We start from the raw sequence: 14637 nt of genomic DNA, 5'->3' as shown, positions 1-14637 counted from the left end.
ATCCCCGCCCTGGGCGAGCACCGCAGAGCAGTCCGCCGCAACGCGGTGGACCGCCCCCGCAGGAGCCCCGCCCGCCTGCGCCTCATCCCCACCTCGCACCGCCAATAAAAGCCCCCCAAAAACGATCCCCGATTCAAGGGGCTCACCCCCAACCCAAGGGAATGCACCGCCCGCATCAGCCCACACCAGCCTCAAAAATCGAAACGCATTGTGGAGTGTTGATTCATGTTGTCTCGTCGTCGTTTCCTGGGCCACTCGGCCCTGCAGGCCGCCAGTGTGCTGGGCCTGTCCGGTTTCTCATTGAATGGCCATGCGGCGTCCAGCCGGGTGTTCAGCGAATCGCTGGCCCAACCGCGCGCGGCACTGGGCAGTCTGGGCCGCGTGCCTGCCATCGTCATCGGCACCGGCTATGGCGGCGCGGTCACTGCCTTGCGTCTGGCCGAGGCCGGTGTGCCCGTGGTCATGCTGGAGATGGGCCAGCTGTGGACCCAACCCGCCAGCGATGGCCGCATCTTCACCAAAACCTTGTCGCCCGATGGCCGGTCGATGTGGTTCAAGGACCGCACCGAAGCACCCCTCAAGACCTTCCTGGGCCTGGATGTCATCAATAAAAAGATCCCGCGCTATGCGGGGGTGCTGGACCGCGTCAACTACGACGAGATGTCGGTGTATGTGGGACGGGGTGTGGGCGGTGGCTCGCTGGTCAATGGTGCCATGGCCGTGACACCGCCACGCGGCTACTTCGAGACCATGCTGCCCGAGGTCAACGCCGATGAGATGTACGCCAAGTACTTCCCCCGCGCCAACGGCCTGCTGGGCGTCAACCACGTCGATCCCGCCTGGTTCGAAAAGGCTGACTGCTACCGCTTCGCCCGTGTCTCGCGCGACCAGGCTCATCAAACCGGCTTGAAGACCGTGTTCGTGCCCAGCGTCTATGACTTCAAGTACATGGAGGCCGAACAAGCGAAGAAGGTGCCGCGTTCCGCCTTGGCCCAAGAGGTGATCTACGGCAACAACGCCGGCAAGCTCAGCTTGGACAAGACCTACCTGGCCGATGCCGTGGGCACGGGCCGCGTCACCATCTACACGCTGCAGCAGGTGCGCCGCATCGAACAGCAGGCCAATGGCGACTATCTGCTGAGCGTGCGCGCCATTGACGTCTACGGCAACGTGCTGGCCAATGTGCAGATCAGTTGCGGCCACCTGTTTCTGGGCGCAGGCAGCCTGGGCACGACCGAGCTGCTGGTGCGCGCCCGCGAGACCGGCACCCTGCCCCGCTTGAGTCAGGCCGTGGGCGAGGGCTGGGGCCACAACGGCAATGTGATGGCCGCGCGCGCCAACCACCTCTGGAACCCCACCGGCGCCCTCCAGTCGACCATGCCCGCCATGGGCATCAACGACTGGGACAACCCGACCAAGCCGGTGTTCGCCGAGATCACGCCGTTGCCCACGGGCTTCGAGAATTGGGTAAGCATGTACCTGGCCATCACGCGCAACCCGGAGCGTGGCCGCTTTGTTTACGACGCCGCCACCGATTCGGCGCGCCTGAACTGGACGCGAGCGCAGAACACGACCACGGTCAACGCTGCCAAGTCGCTGCTCGACCGCATCAACCGCAAGCAAGGCACGATCTACCGCACCGATTTGTTCGGCGGGGGCAAGGTCTTCGCCGATGACTTCTGCTACCACCCGCTGGGCGGCTGCGTGCTGGGCCAGGCCACGGACAACATCGGCCGCGTCAAGGGTTACGACCGCCTGTACGTGACCGACAGCGCCTTGATCCCAGGCTCGATCGGCGTCAACCCCTTTGTGACCATCACGGCGCTGGCCGAACGCAACATCGAACGCGTCATCGCGCAAGACCTGCGCTGATGGCGCGCAGCAGTGCGCGCACGCGGGACTCCATCTGCTCGGCGGGGGTGTTGGCATAGCCCATGACCAGGCCGTTGGGGGTGGCCCCACCCATGCCATAGGCCGACAAGGGTCGCGGGCTGAGCCCCCTCTTCATGGCGGCCTGGGCCGCGTCGATGTCGACGATGTCGGGTGGCAAGGTCAGCACCAGGTGCAGGCCGCAAGCCCCACCTAGCACCTCGCCCGGCCAAGGCCAGTGGCGAGACAAGGCATCGCGCAAGGCGGCCTGGCGCTGGGCATACAAGGGCCGCATCTTGCGCAGGTGCTTGGTGAAATGACCTTCGTTGATGAAGGCGGCCAAAGCCGCTTGCTCGGCGGGCAGGCCTCGCCTGACCAGGTAGCCCAAGGCGCCTTGCCATTGATCAGACAAGCTGGCGGGCACCACCATGAACCCCAAGCGCAAGGCCGGGAACATCGACTTGCTGAAGGTGCCCAGGTAAACCACGGGCGCGCCAGGCACCAGGCCTTGCATGGCAGCCAGGGGCGGGCCATCGTGGCGAAACTCGCTGTCGTAGTCGTCTTCCAGGATCCAGGCGCCCGCTGCCTGAGCCTGCTCGATCAACGCCAGGCGGCGCGCCAAGGGCATCACCGAGCCCAGCGGGTACTGGTGCGCTGGCGTGGTGTAAATCAAGCGTGGCGGCTGCTGGCGCCACAAGGCCTTGGTGGGCGCCAGGCCGTGCTCGTCCACCGGCACCGGCACCACCTTCAGCCCGGCCGCCTGACAGGCCACGCGGGCACCGCCATAGCCGGGGTGCTCGATCCAGGCCCGCTGCCCCAGGTCGGCCAGGGCTTGGGCACACAGGCTCAGGCTGTCCTGGGTGCCACCGGTCACGATGACCTGGTCCACCGTGCAGACCACACCGCGTGCCGCGCGCACATAGGTGGCGATGGCCTGGCGCAGTTCCAGTTCGCCCACGGCGGGACGGTAGCTGAGTAGCTCGGGGCTTTGGTCACGCCAGGCCGCGTTCAGCAGGCGGCGCCAGGTGGGCAAGGGGAACTCGTCGAGCGCGGGGATGCCGGGCATGAAGGGCATCAGGTCTTGCTCGGCCGTGCGGCGGCGGTTGAAAGCCTGCACACGGTTTGACAAAGCGGGCGATGGCTGCCCCGACGCCATTGGTGGCGCGGTGAGCGGCGCGTGGCCACTGCCCACCGCACGCCGATCAGGCAAGGCCGCCACCACGGTGCCCTGGCGGCTGGCCTGCACATAGCCTTCGGCCGCGAGCTGCTCGTACGCATGGATGACGCTGTTGCGCGCCAGGCCCAGCTCATGCGCCAGCACACGGCTGGCGGGCAAGGCGCTGCCTGCGGGCAGGCGGCCATCCAGGATGGCCTGGCGAAGCAACTCGTACAAACGCCGCTGCCGGGGCAAGGGGTCGCCTTTGGCGCGCAGCAGGCGGCGGTCCAGCAACAGGGTCAGGTCGGTCATGGGTTTGGGTCAGGCGCGATTTTGTGGCTCTATCATTTTGCATGAATGTGGACCTTTTCATGGGGCCATGTTTTACCTATGGTTGAGGCTCCATCACCAAGCAGGGACCACAACACCATGACCACGACCTTTGCCCCGCCTCCGACCGAACGCAGCCGGGTCAATCGCGCCGAAGACCGGGGGCACTACGACCACGCCACCATCCACGCCATCGTGGATGCCGCCTACCTGTGCCACGTGTCCTTCGTGGACGAACGCGGCCCGCTGTGCCTGCCGACCGCAGTGTGGCGCGTGGACGGCCATGTGCTGATCCATGGCTCCAACGGCAGCAAGATGATGAAGTCGCTGGCCCAGGGCGCGCCCGCTTGCCTGGCCATCACGCACCTGGATGGCCTGGTGATGGCGCGGTCGGCGTTCTCGCACTCCATGAACTTCAGGTCGGTGGTCATCCACGGCACGTTCGAGGCTGTGCCCGATGCGGACAAGACCGAAGTCCTGCACCGATTGATGGACCACCTGGCCCCTGGTCGGCGCCACGAAGCGCGCGCGCCCGACCGCAAGGAGCTGGCCGCCACCACGGTGCTGCGCATGCCCTTGTTCGAAGCCGCCGCCAAGATCCGCGCCTGGGGCCCGAAGGACAAGGAGGAGGACATGAACTGGCCCGTGTGGGCTGGGGTGCTCCCCGTCCATCAAACCCGGCTCACGCCCTTGGCAGAGCCCGGCTGCCCCGCAGAAACACCGGCCTACGTGCAGCAGTGGGCCACGGGCACCTGAGGCATCACGCGCCCAGGGTGAGCATGGCCGCCGCTGCACCCACGCCAACCGCCATGCTCACCGCATAGCCTTTGATCACCGGCCCGCCCATGGCCTTGCCGCCCGTGATCCAGGCCATCGCGCCCTTGGACACCATGTTGGCCAAGGTGGCCAGGCAAATCGCGGCGATCGTCGTGACCAGCGGCAAGCCACCGTCACCATGCAGGCGGGCCAGGGAGATCACGATCGCATCGACATCAGCCAGGCCGGACATCGCAGCGAGCGCATAGACGCCGCCGCTGCCCAGCCACTGCCTGGCAGCGGGCGCGAGGACGGCCATGGCGGCCAGGTAAGCGCCAAAGCCCAAGGCCGCCCCCAGGTCAAACGTGGGCACCATGGGCTCGATGGCCTGGTCGCCCGAAGCCTGGGACAAGCGCCGCCAGTGCCACAAGCCCAGCACCAGCAAGGTGACGCCCGACAGGATCAGCGGCACACCCATGGCCGCCAGCAGCGCGGGCTGGACCAGGGCCACCAGCACGGCCATGCGCAGGAACATCACCCCGCACGCCGCCAAGGCACCGGACACCGCCACCCCCGACACCGCCGGATTGAGCCGCGCGTAGCGTGCCAAGGCCAAGGTGGTGGCCGTGGAGGACGCCAGTCCACCCAGGATGCCGGTCCACAACATGCCTCGCCGCGGACCCGTGACCCGCATGGCCAAGTGCCCGGCGAGCGAGAGACCCGCGATCAGCACCACCGCCCACCACAGCTTGTAGGGGTTCAAGGCCTGGTAAGGACCAAAGCCGGCATCCGGCAGATTGGGCAGGATGACCACCGACAGCACCATCAACTGCAGGGCCGCCGTCAATTCGCGGTGCTCAATCAAGCGCAGCCAGCGGTGCAAGGTAGGTTTGAGGTTCAGCAATACGGCCACGATGACCGCACACGCCAAGGCCAGGGCCACGGCGCCTCGCGCAGCGATCGCCCCCAGGACGATTGTCAGCAACAGGGTCAGCGCGGTCGTGATGCTCAGATTGCCCGACGAGGCCGAGGCCTGGCGGTAAGACACGGCCAACAGAATCGACACCCCAATGATCCCGGCCAGGATGGGCCACGCGCCGAACTCGGGCAACAAGCTGGCCAGCAAGCCCCCGAACAGGCCCGCCAGGGCAAAGGTGCGCAGGCCGGCCACTCGCCCGCCGTCGTTCAGCTCACGGTCACGCCACCCCCGCTCCAGGCCGATCACCAGACCTGCGGCCAGGGACCCGACCAGATTCAACGCCGTGGGCAGGCTCTCAAGGGCAATCGACGACGGGGCGGTCATGGCAATTTGATCGCCAATCCGCAGGCCTCGGCCTGAGGCGCCCAGGCCCAATCGGCCAACATCGGCGCCTGCAGGCGCGAACGCAGGGTGTCCACATTGGCATCCGGCGCGATCATGCTGGGGTCAATGCGGTTGGCCACCCAACCGGCCAGGGTGAGCCCGCGCGACAAAATCGCCTCCTGCGTCAGCAAGGCATGGTTCAGGCACCCCAGGCGCACCCCCACCACCAGGATCACGGGCAGGCGCAACAGCACGGCCAGATCAGCGCTGGTGGCCGACTGGCCCTGGGCCTCTTGCAAGGGCACGATGAAGCCCCCCGCCCCTTCAACCACCACAGCATCGGCCTGCTGCCGCAAGGCATGAAAACAGGCTGCGATGTGCTCGATGTCGATCTCCACACCTTCTTCGCGCGCCGCGATGTGGGGCGATGCGGGTTGGCGCAGCAGATAAGGGTTGTCGTACAGCGCAGGCACTTGCACGGTTGATGCGGCGCGCAGCGCCAGCACGTCTTCGTTGGCCCACTCGCCATTGATCAGCTCGGTGCCGGCGGCCACAGGTTTCATCCCAATGACGCGCGCATGCCGGCGCTGCAAGGCATGCAGCAAGGCGCAAGACACACGCGTTTTGCCCACGCCCGTGTCGGTGCCGGTGATGAAAAACGCCGTCATGCCAGACGCTCGCCAGGGCCCGAAGGCCACACGGCGTCGCAAGCCAGCACCTGCTCCAGCGTGCGCAAGGTGCCCTCCACCAAGTGCTGCATGTCGGCCTCGCTCAGCACATAAGGCGGCATGAAATACAGCGAGTTGCCGATGGGGCGCAGCAACAAGCCAGCGTCCAGGGCCACGCGGTGGAAACGAGCAGCGAAGGTGGGATCGGTCGTGTCAATGTCCCAGGCCCAGATCATGCCCAGGTGGCGGTGCGCTTTCACGCGGGGATGGCGGGTGAGTGGCTCGGCCAGCGTTGACAAGCGCAAGGCCGCCGTGCGGTTGCGGACCAGCACGTCGTCGTTCTCAAAGGTGTCCAGCACCGCCAGGGCCGCGCGGCACGCCAGCGCGTTGCCCGTGTAGGAGTGCGAATGCAAAAAACCATGCGCTGTGCGGTCATCCCAGAAGGCGGCGTAAACCTCGTCCGTGGTCAGCACGGCCGACAAGGGCAGCACGCCGCCCGTCAGGCCTTTGCTCAGGCAGATGAAGTCCGGACGAATGGGCTGGCCATCAGCGCCCAGGGCCTGCTGGTGCGCGAACATCGTGCCGGTGCGCCCAAAGCCCACGGCGATCTCATCGCAGATCAAATGCACCTGGTGCTGATCACACAGGGCACGCGCCGCGCTCAGGTAGCTGGGCGAATACATGCCCATGCCCGCAGCGCCTTGCACCAAGGGCTCCAGGATCAAAGCAGCGGTGGAGGCATGGTGCTCGGCCAAGTGCTCGGCCAGGGCTTGCACGCAAGCGGCGGTGTGCTGCTCAAGGTTGACGCCCTCCAACGCATGGCGCGGATCGGGCGAAGGCAAGGTCGCGCTCAAGCGCAGCAAGGGCGCGTAGGCCTCGCGGAACAGGGGGATGTCGGTGACGGACAAGGCCCCGGCGGTCTCACCGTGGTAACCGCCTTGCAGGCCGATGAAGCGGTGCTTGCCCGGCAGCCCACGGTTGCGCCAACTGTGCGCGCTCATCTTGAGGGCGATCTCGGTGGCGCTCGCACCATCGCTGGCATAGAAGGCATGGCCCAAGCCGGTCAGCGCGCCCAGCCGCTCAGAAAGCGCCACCACCGGCTCATGGGTCAGGCCCGCCAGCATGGTGTGGTCCAGCTTGCCCAGCTGGTCGGTGATGGCCTCGGTGATCGGCGCAAACCCATGGCCGAACAGATTGACCCACCACGAACTGACCGCATCCAGGATGCGGTGCCCTTGCTCGTCGATCAACCAGGGCCCCTCGCCACGCACGATGGCGCGCGGCGGGAAGTCGTCCAGCGCCTTCATCTGCGTGCAGGGGTGCCACACGGCGCGGCGGCTGCGTTCGGCCAGGCTGGCGGTCAACACGGGGGGCGTGGCCACCTCAGTCCTGGGGCCGGTAGACACAGCGGTCACCGGCCGCGCGCGACACGCTCACCATGCTCAACTGCGGGATGCGCGCACTCACCTGGCCAAAGATGAACACGCACAGGTTCTCCAGCGTGGGCGTACCCAGGCCCGCCACCTCGTCCAGAAAGTGGTGGTCAAGCTGGCTGCGCACCTCGGCCAGCGCCGCGCGGAGCACGGCCAGGTCGACCACCATGCCGGTGTCCGGCTGGCGGGGCCCGCGCACCGCCACTTCGGCGGTGTAGGTGTGCCCGTGGATGCGGCGACTGCTCGCGGCCTCTTCGGGCGACACATGCCGCTTGAGCGTGTGGGCCGCGTCAAACGTGAAGGTCTGGCTCAGTTCAAACATGACATCTTCTTTTCTCAGCGAATGCCCAAGGTCTTGTGGGTCTGCACGCTGAGCATCCAGCGCGGGTTGTCCAGGCACCATTGCACCGCCCATTGCATGGCCGAGCGGCGTTCCATAGGCTGGGCGCTGTCCATGGCCTGCACGCGCCTTTGCTCAAAGTCCAGGGCTTCCATGGCTTTCAGGTCCGCCGTGGTGAACCCGCTTTGGGGCACGACGACTTTAAGCTCGTGGCCGCTTTTTTGCACCAAGGTTGACCCGGCCTTGGGGCTCACGCAGATCCAGTCCAGGCCAGCAGGCGCAGCGATCGTGCCATTGGTCTCGACAGCGATCATGAAGCCTTTAGCGTGCAGGGCATCGATCAATGCCGCATCGACCTGCAGCAAAGGCTCGCCGCCAGTCAGCACCACGAATCGGCGGTCATCGGCTGCTTCGGGGCCAGCGGGCCAGAACGAGGCGATGCGCTCGGCCAATTGCACGGCGGTCGCAAACTTGCCACCGCCCAAACCATCGGTGCCCACGAACTCGGTGTCGCAAAACTGGCAGACGGCCTGCGCCCGATCGGCCTCGCGGCCCGTCCACAGATTGCAACCCGCAAACCGGCAAAACACCGCCGGGCGCCCGGCATGGGTGCCCTCGCCCTGCAGGGTGTAGAACATTTCCTTGATGCTGTAGCTCATGGTCTCAACGCAATCCTGTCCACCAGACGGTCAAGCTCGACGCCAGCACCAAGGCGGCGTACGTGGCCATGGCGCCGTCGCGCCCCAACACAATCAGTCCAGCGATCAGCACCAGGGCATTGGCCGCGGCCACCCATTTCACCTGCCGAGCAAAACCCGCCGGTTTGAGCGCACGCCACCACACCAGGCGAGCCAAAGCGGGTAAAAGCAGTGCCATGCCCAAGGCTGGCAGGAAAAAATTCACCATGTGGATCAAAGCATCCAGCAAGCTCATTGAACGCCTTCGCAACATCAAAAAACCCTCGATTTTATAATCCCCGGATATGACCGTCCTGACCCTGGGTTTGAACCACACCACCGCCGCCGTCGATTTGCGAGGTCGGTTCGCGTTTGCCGTCGACCAATTGGCCCCCGCGCTCAAGGTTTTGCATACCCGTTTATCCGGCGTGCCGCAGTCGTCCGCCCAGCCAGAAGTGGCCCTGCTGTCCACCTGCAACCGCACCGAACTGTATTGCGCCCTGGGCGGCAGTTGGGGCGGTGGCCGCGCTGGCAACCTGCAGCAGGCCGCCGTTGATTGGCTCGCCAACACCGGTGGCGTGGGCCACGACGAACTGCTGCGCCACACCTACGTGCTGGAAGGGGGCGCCGCAGCCCGCCACGCTTTCCGCGTCGCCAGCGGGCTCGATTCCATGGTGCTGGGCGAACCCCAGATCCTGGGCCAGATGAAGCAGGCCGTGCGCGAGGCCGACGCCGCCGGCACCCTGGGCACCACCCTGCACCAATTGTTCCAGCGCTCCTTCGCCGTGGCCAAGGAAGTGCGCACCTCCACAGAAATCGGCGCCCACTCCATCAGCATGGCGGCCGCCGCCGTTCGTCTGGCCAGCCAGCTGTTTGAAGACCTGGGCAAGACCAAGATCCTGTTCGTGGGCGCGGGCGAAATGATCGAACTCACCGCCACGCACTTCGCCGGCCGCGCCCCACGCGCCATGGCCGTGGCCAACCGCACCCTGGAGCGCGGCGAAAAGCTCGCCAACCACCTGGGCGCACAAGCCCTGCGCCTGGCCGACCTGCCCGATCGCCTGCACGAGTTCGACATCGTGGTCTCCTGCACCGCCAGCTCCCTGCCCATCATCGGCCTGGGCGCGGTCGAACGCGCCCTCAAAGCCCGCAAACGCCGTCCCATCTTCATGGTGGATCTGGCCGTGCCGCGCGACATTGAGCCCGAAGTCGCCGAACTGGACGACGTCTACCTGTACACCGTCGACGATCTGAGCGCCCTGGTGCAAACCGCCAGCGAAAAGCGCCTGGCCGCCGTCAGCCAGGCCGAAGCCATCATCGAGACCGGCGTGCAAGGCTTTGTCCACTGGCTGGACCAGCGCACCACCGTGCCCTTGATCCAGGCACTCAATTCACAGGCCGATGCGTGGCGAGCGGCTGAAATCGCCCGCGCCCGCAAAATGATCGCCAAAGGCGAGGACATCGAAGCCGTGCTCGACTCACTATCAAGAGGATTGACCCAGAAAATGCTGCATGGCGCCATGGCCGAACTGCACAGCGCCGACACCCAGCAACGGCCCCAAGTGGCTGCCTCGCTGGCGCGCCTTTTCTTGCGCGGCGACGTGAGCCCCCTCAAGAAAGACACGCCGTGAGCGGCGGCCTGGCCCCCTCGCTGGCCTCCTCTCTCGAACGCCTGGCCCTTCGCCTTCGAGAGCTGGATGCCGCCCTGTCCGACCCCGCGGTCGCGGCCGACAACAAACGCTACCGCGAGCTGTCGCGCGAGCATTCGGAAGTCAGCAGCGTCTGCGACATGGCCCAGCGCCACGCCCAGCGCAGCGACGACCTGGCCACCGCCCGCCAGATGCTGATGGAGTCCGCCAACGACGCCGACATGCGGGCCATGGCGCAAGAAGAAATCACCCAGGCCGAAGCCGACATCGCCCGTGTCGAAAGCGAGTTGCAAACCGCCTTGCTGCCCAAAGACCCCGACGACGCCCGCAACGCCTTCGTCGAAATCCGCGCTGGCACGGGGGGCGATGAGTCCGCCCTGTTCGCGGGCGACCTGACCCGCATGTACACCCGCCACGCCGAACGCCAAGGCTGGCGCTGCGAGGTCATGTCCGCCAACGACTCTGACCTGGGTGGCTACAAGGAAATCGTGCTGCGCTTCGAAGGCGCCGGTGTCTACGGCCAATTGAAGTTCGAATCCGGCGGCCACCGCGTGCAGCGCGTGCCTGCCACTGAAACCCAAGGCCGCATCCACACCAGTGCCTGCACCGTCGCCGTGCTGCCCGAGCCCGACGAGGCCGAAGAGATCACCATCAACCCGGCCGACCTGCGCATCGACACCTACCGGGCCAGCGGCGCCGGTGGCCAGCACATCAACAAGACCGACTCGGCCGTGCGCGTCACGCACCTCCCCACCGGCATCGTCGCCGAGTGCCAGGACGACCGCAGCCAACACCGCAACAAAGCCAAGGCCCTGGCCGTGCTCAGCGCCCGCATCAACGACCGCGAGCGCATCGAACGCCAGGCCAAGGAAGCCGCCACCCGCAAAGGCCTGGTCGGCACCGGCGACCGCTCCGACCGCATCCGCACCTACAACTTCCCGCAGGGCCGCTTCACCGACCACCGCATCAACCTGACGCTCTACAAACTGCTGGCCATCATGGAAGGCGATCTGGACGACGTCATCGCCGCGCTGATCACCGCCCAAGCCGCCGAGCAACTGGCCGAGCTGGAAGCCGCCACCGGTGTCTGAGCCGCTGCCCACCCCCACCGTGGCGGCTGCCTTGCAGCAAGCCCGCCAATTGGGCGTGGACCGCCTGGACGCCCAGATCCTGCTGAGCACCGTCTTGCAGCGCCCACGCAGTTGGCTGCTGGCCCACGACCAGGACGCCTTGCCACCCGAGCAAGCCGATCAGTTCATGGCCTGGGCCCAACGCCGCGCCCAAGGCGAGCCCCTGGCCTACCTGCTGGGCGACAAGGAGTTCTACGGCCTGACCTTGCGCGTCAGCCCCGACGTCCTCATCCCCAGGCCCGACACCGAAACCCTGGTGGACTGGGCCCTGGAACTCATCCCCACCGAACCGGGCTTCCGGGTGTTGGACCTGGGCACCGGCAGCGGCGCGATCGCCCTGGCCCTGCAGCACCAACGCCCCCAAGCCCGAGTCACCGCCGTGGACGCCAGCCCAGCGGCGCTGGCGATCGCGCAGGCCAACGCCCGGCAATTGGCCCTGCCCGTGGACAACCTGCAAGGGTCATGGTTTGAACCCGTGGCCGCACGCCAATTCGACCTGATCGTGAGCAACCCGCCCTACATCGCCGAGAACGACCACCATTTGCAAGCTTTGGCCTTTGAGCCAAAGCGAGCACTCACATCTGGCGTGGATGGCCTGGATGATCTGCGCCTGATCATTTCAAATGCACCGTCCCATCTCACGGCTGGCGGCTGGCTGCTGATGGAGCACGGCCACGACCAGGCCGCCGCCGTGTCGCTCCTGTTAGAGGCGCGTGGATTCAGCCAAATCAGCACTCGGCACGACCTGGGCGGTAACCCGCGGTGCACCGGCGGGAAGTCTTAGCAAATTCACGTCACCTTGTAAATTGGTGGTACGAACGCTAACAACTCTATTCCCCAAAACAAGCCGGGCGGCGTAGCATCAAATCGTTCTTCAGGAGCTTGTGATGTTCCGCCAAACTGCCCTTCCCCACCTTTTCCGCTGCCTCATCACCGCCTGCGCTCTGGCAGCTTCGAGTGCGCACGCGCAAATGGTGCCCCAGCCGCAGCATTGGCTGCGCTCCGCCACGGCAGTTGATCACGGCAAGGGCCTCAGCCTGAACGGACAGCAATTCTGGCCCCACTGGGAAGGCCGCATTGGCGTTGTCGTGGACCGCGCCTACGACCCGCTCAAAGACTCTTTCGTGCTCGCGCAGCCCGTGCCCTCCAGCGGATTGACCATGCGCAGCGCCCATGTGCTGTCCGACTATTACTTTTCGGGTGGTTTTCGCGCCACGGTCGGTTTGGTGCGCGGCTCGGTCACGCAGGCCTCCTGGTCTGACGGCAATGACGACACCATCGGCAGCGGCCTCAACCTCAGTCTCCAGCGCATCGACAACCTGAACCTGGGCGACCCCAGGGGCCAGTCTTTTGACGGCGAAAACCGCACGCTGCCCTATGTCGGCGCCGGTTACGCCGCCAGCCTGGGCGCCCCTGGCAGCGAAAGCATGTGGCGCTTCAACGCCGATCTGGGCATCATTTCGGTCAATTCCAACAACATTGGCCGCATTTCCCGCGCGCTGCAAGGCGAAGCAGGGTTGGACGAAATCGTGCGCGACCTGCGCCTGCGTCCCGTGATCAAGGTCTCTGTGCGCTACGCCTTCTGAATTCCCCAAGGCCTGATATAAACAGGCTCTTGTTCCCAATTCAGCCAAGCGCAAATTCCCATGAGTGACGTTCAACAACGCATTGACTCCCTGGTCAAAGGCCGCCGTGTGGTGCTCTTCATGAAGGGCACCTCTCAATTCCCGCAGTGCGGTTTTTCTGGGCGCGCCATCCAGATCCTCAAAGCCTGCGGTGCCACTGACCTGCACACCGTCAACGTCCTTGAAGACGAAGGCATCCGCCAAGGCATCAAGGACTACGCCAACTGGCCCACCATTCCCCAGCTGTACGTGGGCGGTGAGTTCATTGGTGGCTCGGACATCATGATGGAGATGTACCAGGCCGGCGAACTTCAACAGGTCTTGACCCCAGGCCAGTGAGCCCAGCCAGCGCACCTCGCCGGTTGATCATTGGCATCACTGGGGCCAGTGGTGCCGTCTACGGCGTGCGCTTGCTGGAGCGTGCCCGCGCACTGGGTGTTCAAACCCACCTGGTTGCCACGCCTGCAGGCATCCTGAACGTGCACCACGAATTGGGGCTGAACCGGTCCACGCTGGAAGCCCTGGCCGACCAGGCACATGCCCCCGGCGACATTGGCGCCTGCATCGCCAGCGGCAGCTTCAGCACCGACGCCATGATCGTGGCGCCCTGCTCCATGAAGACATTGGCCGCCGTGGCCCATGGCATGGGCGACAACCTCTTGACCCGCGCCGCTGACGTCACCCTGAAAGAGCGCCGCCGCCTGATCCTGATGGTGCGTGAAACGCCCTTCAACCTGGCCCACCTGCGCAACATGACCTCGGTGACCGAAATGGGCGGCGTCATCTTCCCGCCCTTGCCAGCGTTTTACCACCGCCCACAAAGCATCGACGAACTGGTCAATGACACCGTTGAGCGGGTCTTGAGCACCGCGGGCATCGCCTCGGCACAACCCCAGGAGTGGCGCGGCTTGTGACGCACTGAGGGCCTTGACGCACCCTCATTTTTCCGCATGATGGGAGCCCACTCACATCAGGAGGATGCCCAATGACCACAGACCTTTCACGCAGGCAACTGCTGGCCGCCACAGCCGCCGCGCTCGCTGGCAGCCCGCTTTGGGCCCATGCCGCTGCCGACAAAACCGCTGCCCCCCGCTTCGAATTGCCCCCCCTGCCCTGGGACGCCAGCGCGCTGGACCCCGTGATCTCGGCCAGCACCATTGCCCAACATCACGGCAAGCATCACGCCGCCTACGTGGCCAACCTCAACCGCCTGCTGCCAAACTCCCCACTGACAGATGCCGCCAGCCTGGTAGAGATCATCCAGCGCAGTGCCCGCAACGAAGGTTCGCGCACCATTTTCAACAACGCCGCCCAAGTCTGGAACCACACCTTCTACTGGCAAAGCCTGCGGCCCAAAGGCGGCGGCACGCCCCCGTCTGAACTGGCCAAGCGCATCGAAGCCGATTTCGGTTCGCTGGCGGCACTGCGCGAAGCCACCTTGACCGCCTCCACCGACCAATTCGGCGCTGGCTGGGTCTGGTTGGTGCTGGACAAGAACCAGAAAAAGCTCACCGTCGTCAAAACCGGCAACGCCGACACGCCCTTGACGCAAGAACACTTGGTGCCCCTGGCCACCATCGACGTTTGGGAGCACGCTTACTACTTGGACTACCAGTCACGCCGCAAGGACTACGCCGCAGCAGTGTTCGACAAACTGTTGAATTGGGATTTTGTGGCGACCAACCTGGCAAAAGCCTGAGC

General features: G+C 65.7%; 16 protein-coding genes. 9 read left to right on the top strand and 7 right to left on the bottom strand.

What is annotated here, in order from left to right; translation table 11 throughout:
• Positions 1-225 precede the first annotated feature (225 nt).
• Complete coding sequence (locus PSV38_RS03140; protein WP_300544742.1) at positions 226-1872, top strand: GMC oxidoreductase; 1647 nt, start codon at positions 226-228, stop codon at positions 1870-1872.
• Here PSV38_RS03140 and PSV38_RS03135 read toward each other — a convergent pair.
• Positions 1850-3337 carry a PLP-dependent aminotransferase family protein gene (locus PSV38_RS03135; RefSeq protein ID WP_300544739.1) on the bottom strand — a complete coding sequence of 496 codons (1488 nt, stop codon included), beginning with the start codon at positions 3335-3337 and terminating at the stop codon, positions 1850-1852. The genes PSV38_RS03140 and PSV38_RS03135 overlap by 23 nt on opposite strands.
• A gap of 117 nt (positions 3338-3454) precedes the next feature.
• Here PSV38_RS03135 and PSV38_RS03130 point away from each other — a divergent pair, with 117 nt between their 5' ends.
• The gene (locus PSV38_RS03130) at positions 3455-4111 is read left to right on the top strand and encodes a pyridoxamine 5'-phosphate oxidase family protein (protein ID WP_300544736.1); all 657 of its coding nucleotides are present in this window, start codon (positions 3455-3457) and stop codon (positions 4109-4111) included.
• Between the two features lie 4 nt (positions 4112-4115).
• Here the strand turns inward: PSV38_RS03130 and PSV38_RS03125 are convergent, their stop codons facing one another.
• Genes PSV38_RS03125 through PSV38_RS03100 form a run of 6 tightly spaced genes read right to left on the bottom strand, consistent with a single transcriptional unit; the run spans position 4116 to position 8788 of the window.
• Positions 4116-5414, bottom strand: a complete 1299-nt coding sequence (locus tag PSV38_RS03125; protein WP_300544734.1) for an MgtC/SapB family protein — start codon at positions 5412-5414, stop codon at positions 4116-4118.
• The gene (gene bioD, locus PSV38_RS03120; RefSeq protein ID WP_300544732.1) at positions 5411-6082 is read right to left on the bottom strand and encodes a dethiobiotin synthase; all 672 of its coding nucleotides are present in this window, start codon (positions 6080-6082) and stop codon (positions 5411-5413) included. Before bioD ends, PSV38_RS03125 begins: the two co-directional genes overlap by 4 nt.
• Positions 6079-7464: an adenosylmethionine--8-amino-7-oxononanoate transaminase gene (bioA, locus tag PSV38_RS03115; protein WP_300544730.1), complete on the bottom strand. Its 1386-nt coding sequence runs from the start codon at positions 7462-7464 to the stop codon at positions 6079-6081. Before bioA ends, bioD begins: the two co-directional genes overlap by 4 nt.
• 1 nt (position 7465) lies before the next feature.
• Positions 7466-7837, bottom strand: coding sequence for a 6-carboxytetrahydropterin synthase (locus PSV38_RS03110; protein ID WP_300544727.1), 372 nt, complete (start codon positions 7835-7837; stop codon positions 7466-7468).
• A gap of 14 nt (positions 7838-7851) precedes the next feature.
• Positions 7852-8514 (bottom strand): 7-carboxy-7-deazaguanine synthase, encoded by a 663-nt coding sequence (queE, locus tag PSV38_RS03105; protein WP_300544725.1) that lies wholly within the window; start codon positions 8512-8514, stop codon positions 7852-7854.
• Between the two features lie 4 nt (positions 8515-8518).
• Positions 8519-8788, bottom strand: a complete 270-nt coding sequence (locus tag PSV38_RS03100) for a hypothetical protein (RefSeq protein ID WP_300544722.1) — start codon at positions 8786-8788, stop codon at positions 8519-8521.
• Positions 8789-8837: 49 nt separating this feature from the next.
• Here PSV38_RS03100 and hemA point away from each other — a divergent pair, with 49 nt between their 5' ends.
• From hemA to PSV38_RS03065, 7 genes are all read left to right on the top strand, one after another.
• On the top strand, positions 8838-10163 hold the full coding sequence (hemA, locus tag PSV38_RS03095) for a glutamyl-tRNA reductase (RefSeq protein WP_300544721.1): 1326 nt from the start codon (positions 8838-8840) through the stop codon (positions 10161-10163).
• An 8-nt stretch (positions 10164-10171) separates the two neighbouring features.
• Complete coding sequence (prfA, locus tag PSV38_RS03090) at positions 10172-11272, top strand: peptide chain release factor 1 (protein WP_300544750.1); 1101 nt, start codon at positions 10172-10174, stop codon at positions 11270-11272.
• Entirely contained in the window at positions 11265-12095 is an 831-nt protein-coding gene (gene prmC, locus PSV38_RS03085; protein ID WP_300544719.1) for a peptide chain release factor N(5)-glutamine methyltransferase, read from the top strand. The genes prfA and prmC overlap by 8 nt, the downstream gene beginning before the upstream one ends.
• Positions 12096-12198: 103 nt before the next feature.
• Positions 12199-12897: a hypothetical protein gene (locus tag PSV38_RS03080; protein ID WP_300544717.1), complete on the top strand. Its 699-nt coding sequence runs from the start codon at positions 12199-12201 to the stop codon at positions 12895-12897.
• 60 nt (positions 12898-12957) lie between these two features.
• Complete coding sequence (grxD, locus tag PSV38_RS03075) at positions 12958-13275, top strand: Grx4 family monothiol glutaredoxin (protein ID WP_300544715.1); 318 nt, start codon at positions 12958-12960, stop codon at positions 13273-13275.
• Positions 13272-13850 (top strand): UbiX family flavin prenyltransferase, encoded by a 579-nt coding sequence (locus tag PSV38_RS03070; RefSeq protein ID WP_300544712.1) that lies wholly within the window; start codon positions 13272-13274, stop codon positions 13848-13850. Before grxD ends, PSV38_RS03070 begins: the two co-directional genes overlap by 4 nt.
• Before the next feature lie 71 nt (positions 13851-13921).
• Positions 13922-14635 carry a superoxide dismutase gene (locus PSV38_RS03065; RefSeq protein WP_300544709.1) on the top strand — a complete coding sequence of 238 codons (714 nt, stop codon included), beginning with the start codon at positions 13922-13924 and terminating at the stop codon, positions 14633-14635.
• The last annotated feature ends 2 nt before the right edge of the window (positions 14636-14637 follow it).

This window comes from Aquabacterium sp., assembly GCF_029946005.1.
Taxonomy (GTDB): Bacteria; Pseudomonadota; Gammaproteobacteria; order Burkholderiales; family Burkholderiaceae_C; genus Aquabacterium.
This window is presented reverse-complemented; position numbering and strand designations above follow the sequence as displayed.

Coding starts and splice junctions, on each gene's coding strand:
- PSV38_RS03065 (WP_300544709.1), top strand. CDS start 13,922: ATGACCACAGACCTTTCACGCAGGCAACTGCTGGCCGCCACAGCCGCC.
- PSV38_RS03135 (WP_300544739.1), bottom strand. CDS start 3,337: ATGACCGACCTGACCCTGTTGCTGGACCGCCGCCTGCTGCGCGCCAAA.
- PSV38_RS03100 (WP_300544722.1), bottom strand. CDS start 8,788: ATGAGCTTGCTGGATGCTTTGATCCACATGGTGAATTTTTTCCTGCCA.
- bioD (WP_300544732.1), bottom strand. CDS start 6,082: ATGACGGCGTTTTTCATCACCGGCACCGACACGGGCGTGGGCAAAACG.
- PSV38_RS03110 (WP_300544727.1), bottom strand. CDS start 7,837: ATGTTTGAACTGAGCCAGACCTTCACGTTTGACGCGGCCCACACGCTC.
- grxD (WP_300544715.1), top strand. CDS start 12,958: ATGAGTGACGTTCAACAACGCATTGACTCCCTGGTCAAAGGCCGCCGT.
- PSV38_RS03125 (WP_300544734.1), bottom strand. CDS start 5,414: ATGACCGCCCCGTCGTCGATTGCCCTTGAGAGCCTGCCCACGGCGTTG.
- PSV38_RS03080 (WP_300544717.1), top strand. CDS start 12,199: ATGTTCCGCCAAACTGCCCTTCCCCACCTTTTCCGCTGCCTCATCACC.
- PSV38_RS03130 (WP_300544736.1), top strand. CDS start 3,455: ATGACCACGACCTTTGCCCCGCCTCCGACCGAACGCAGCCGGGTCAAT.
- queE (WP_300544725.1), bottom strand. CDS start 8,514: ATGAGCTACAGCATCAAGGAAATGTTCTACACCCTGCAGGGCGAGGGC.
- hemA (WP_300544721.1), top strand. CDS start 8,838: ATGACCGTCCTGACCCTGGGTTTGAACCACACCACCGCCGCCGTCGAT.
- PSV38_RS03140 (WP_300544742.1), top strand. CDS start 226: ATGTTGTCTCGTCGTCGTTTCCTGGGCCACTCGGCCCTGCAGGCCGCC.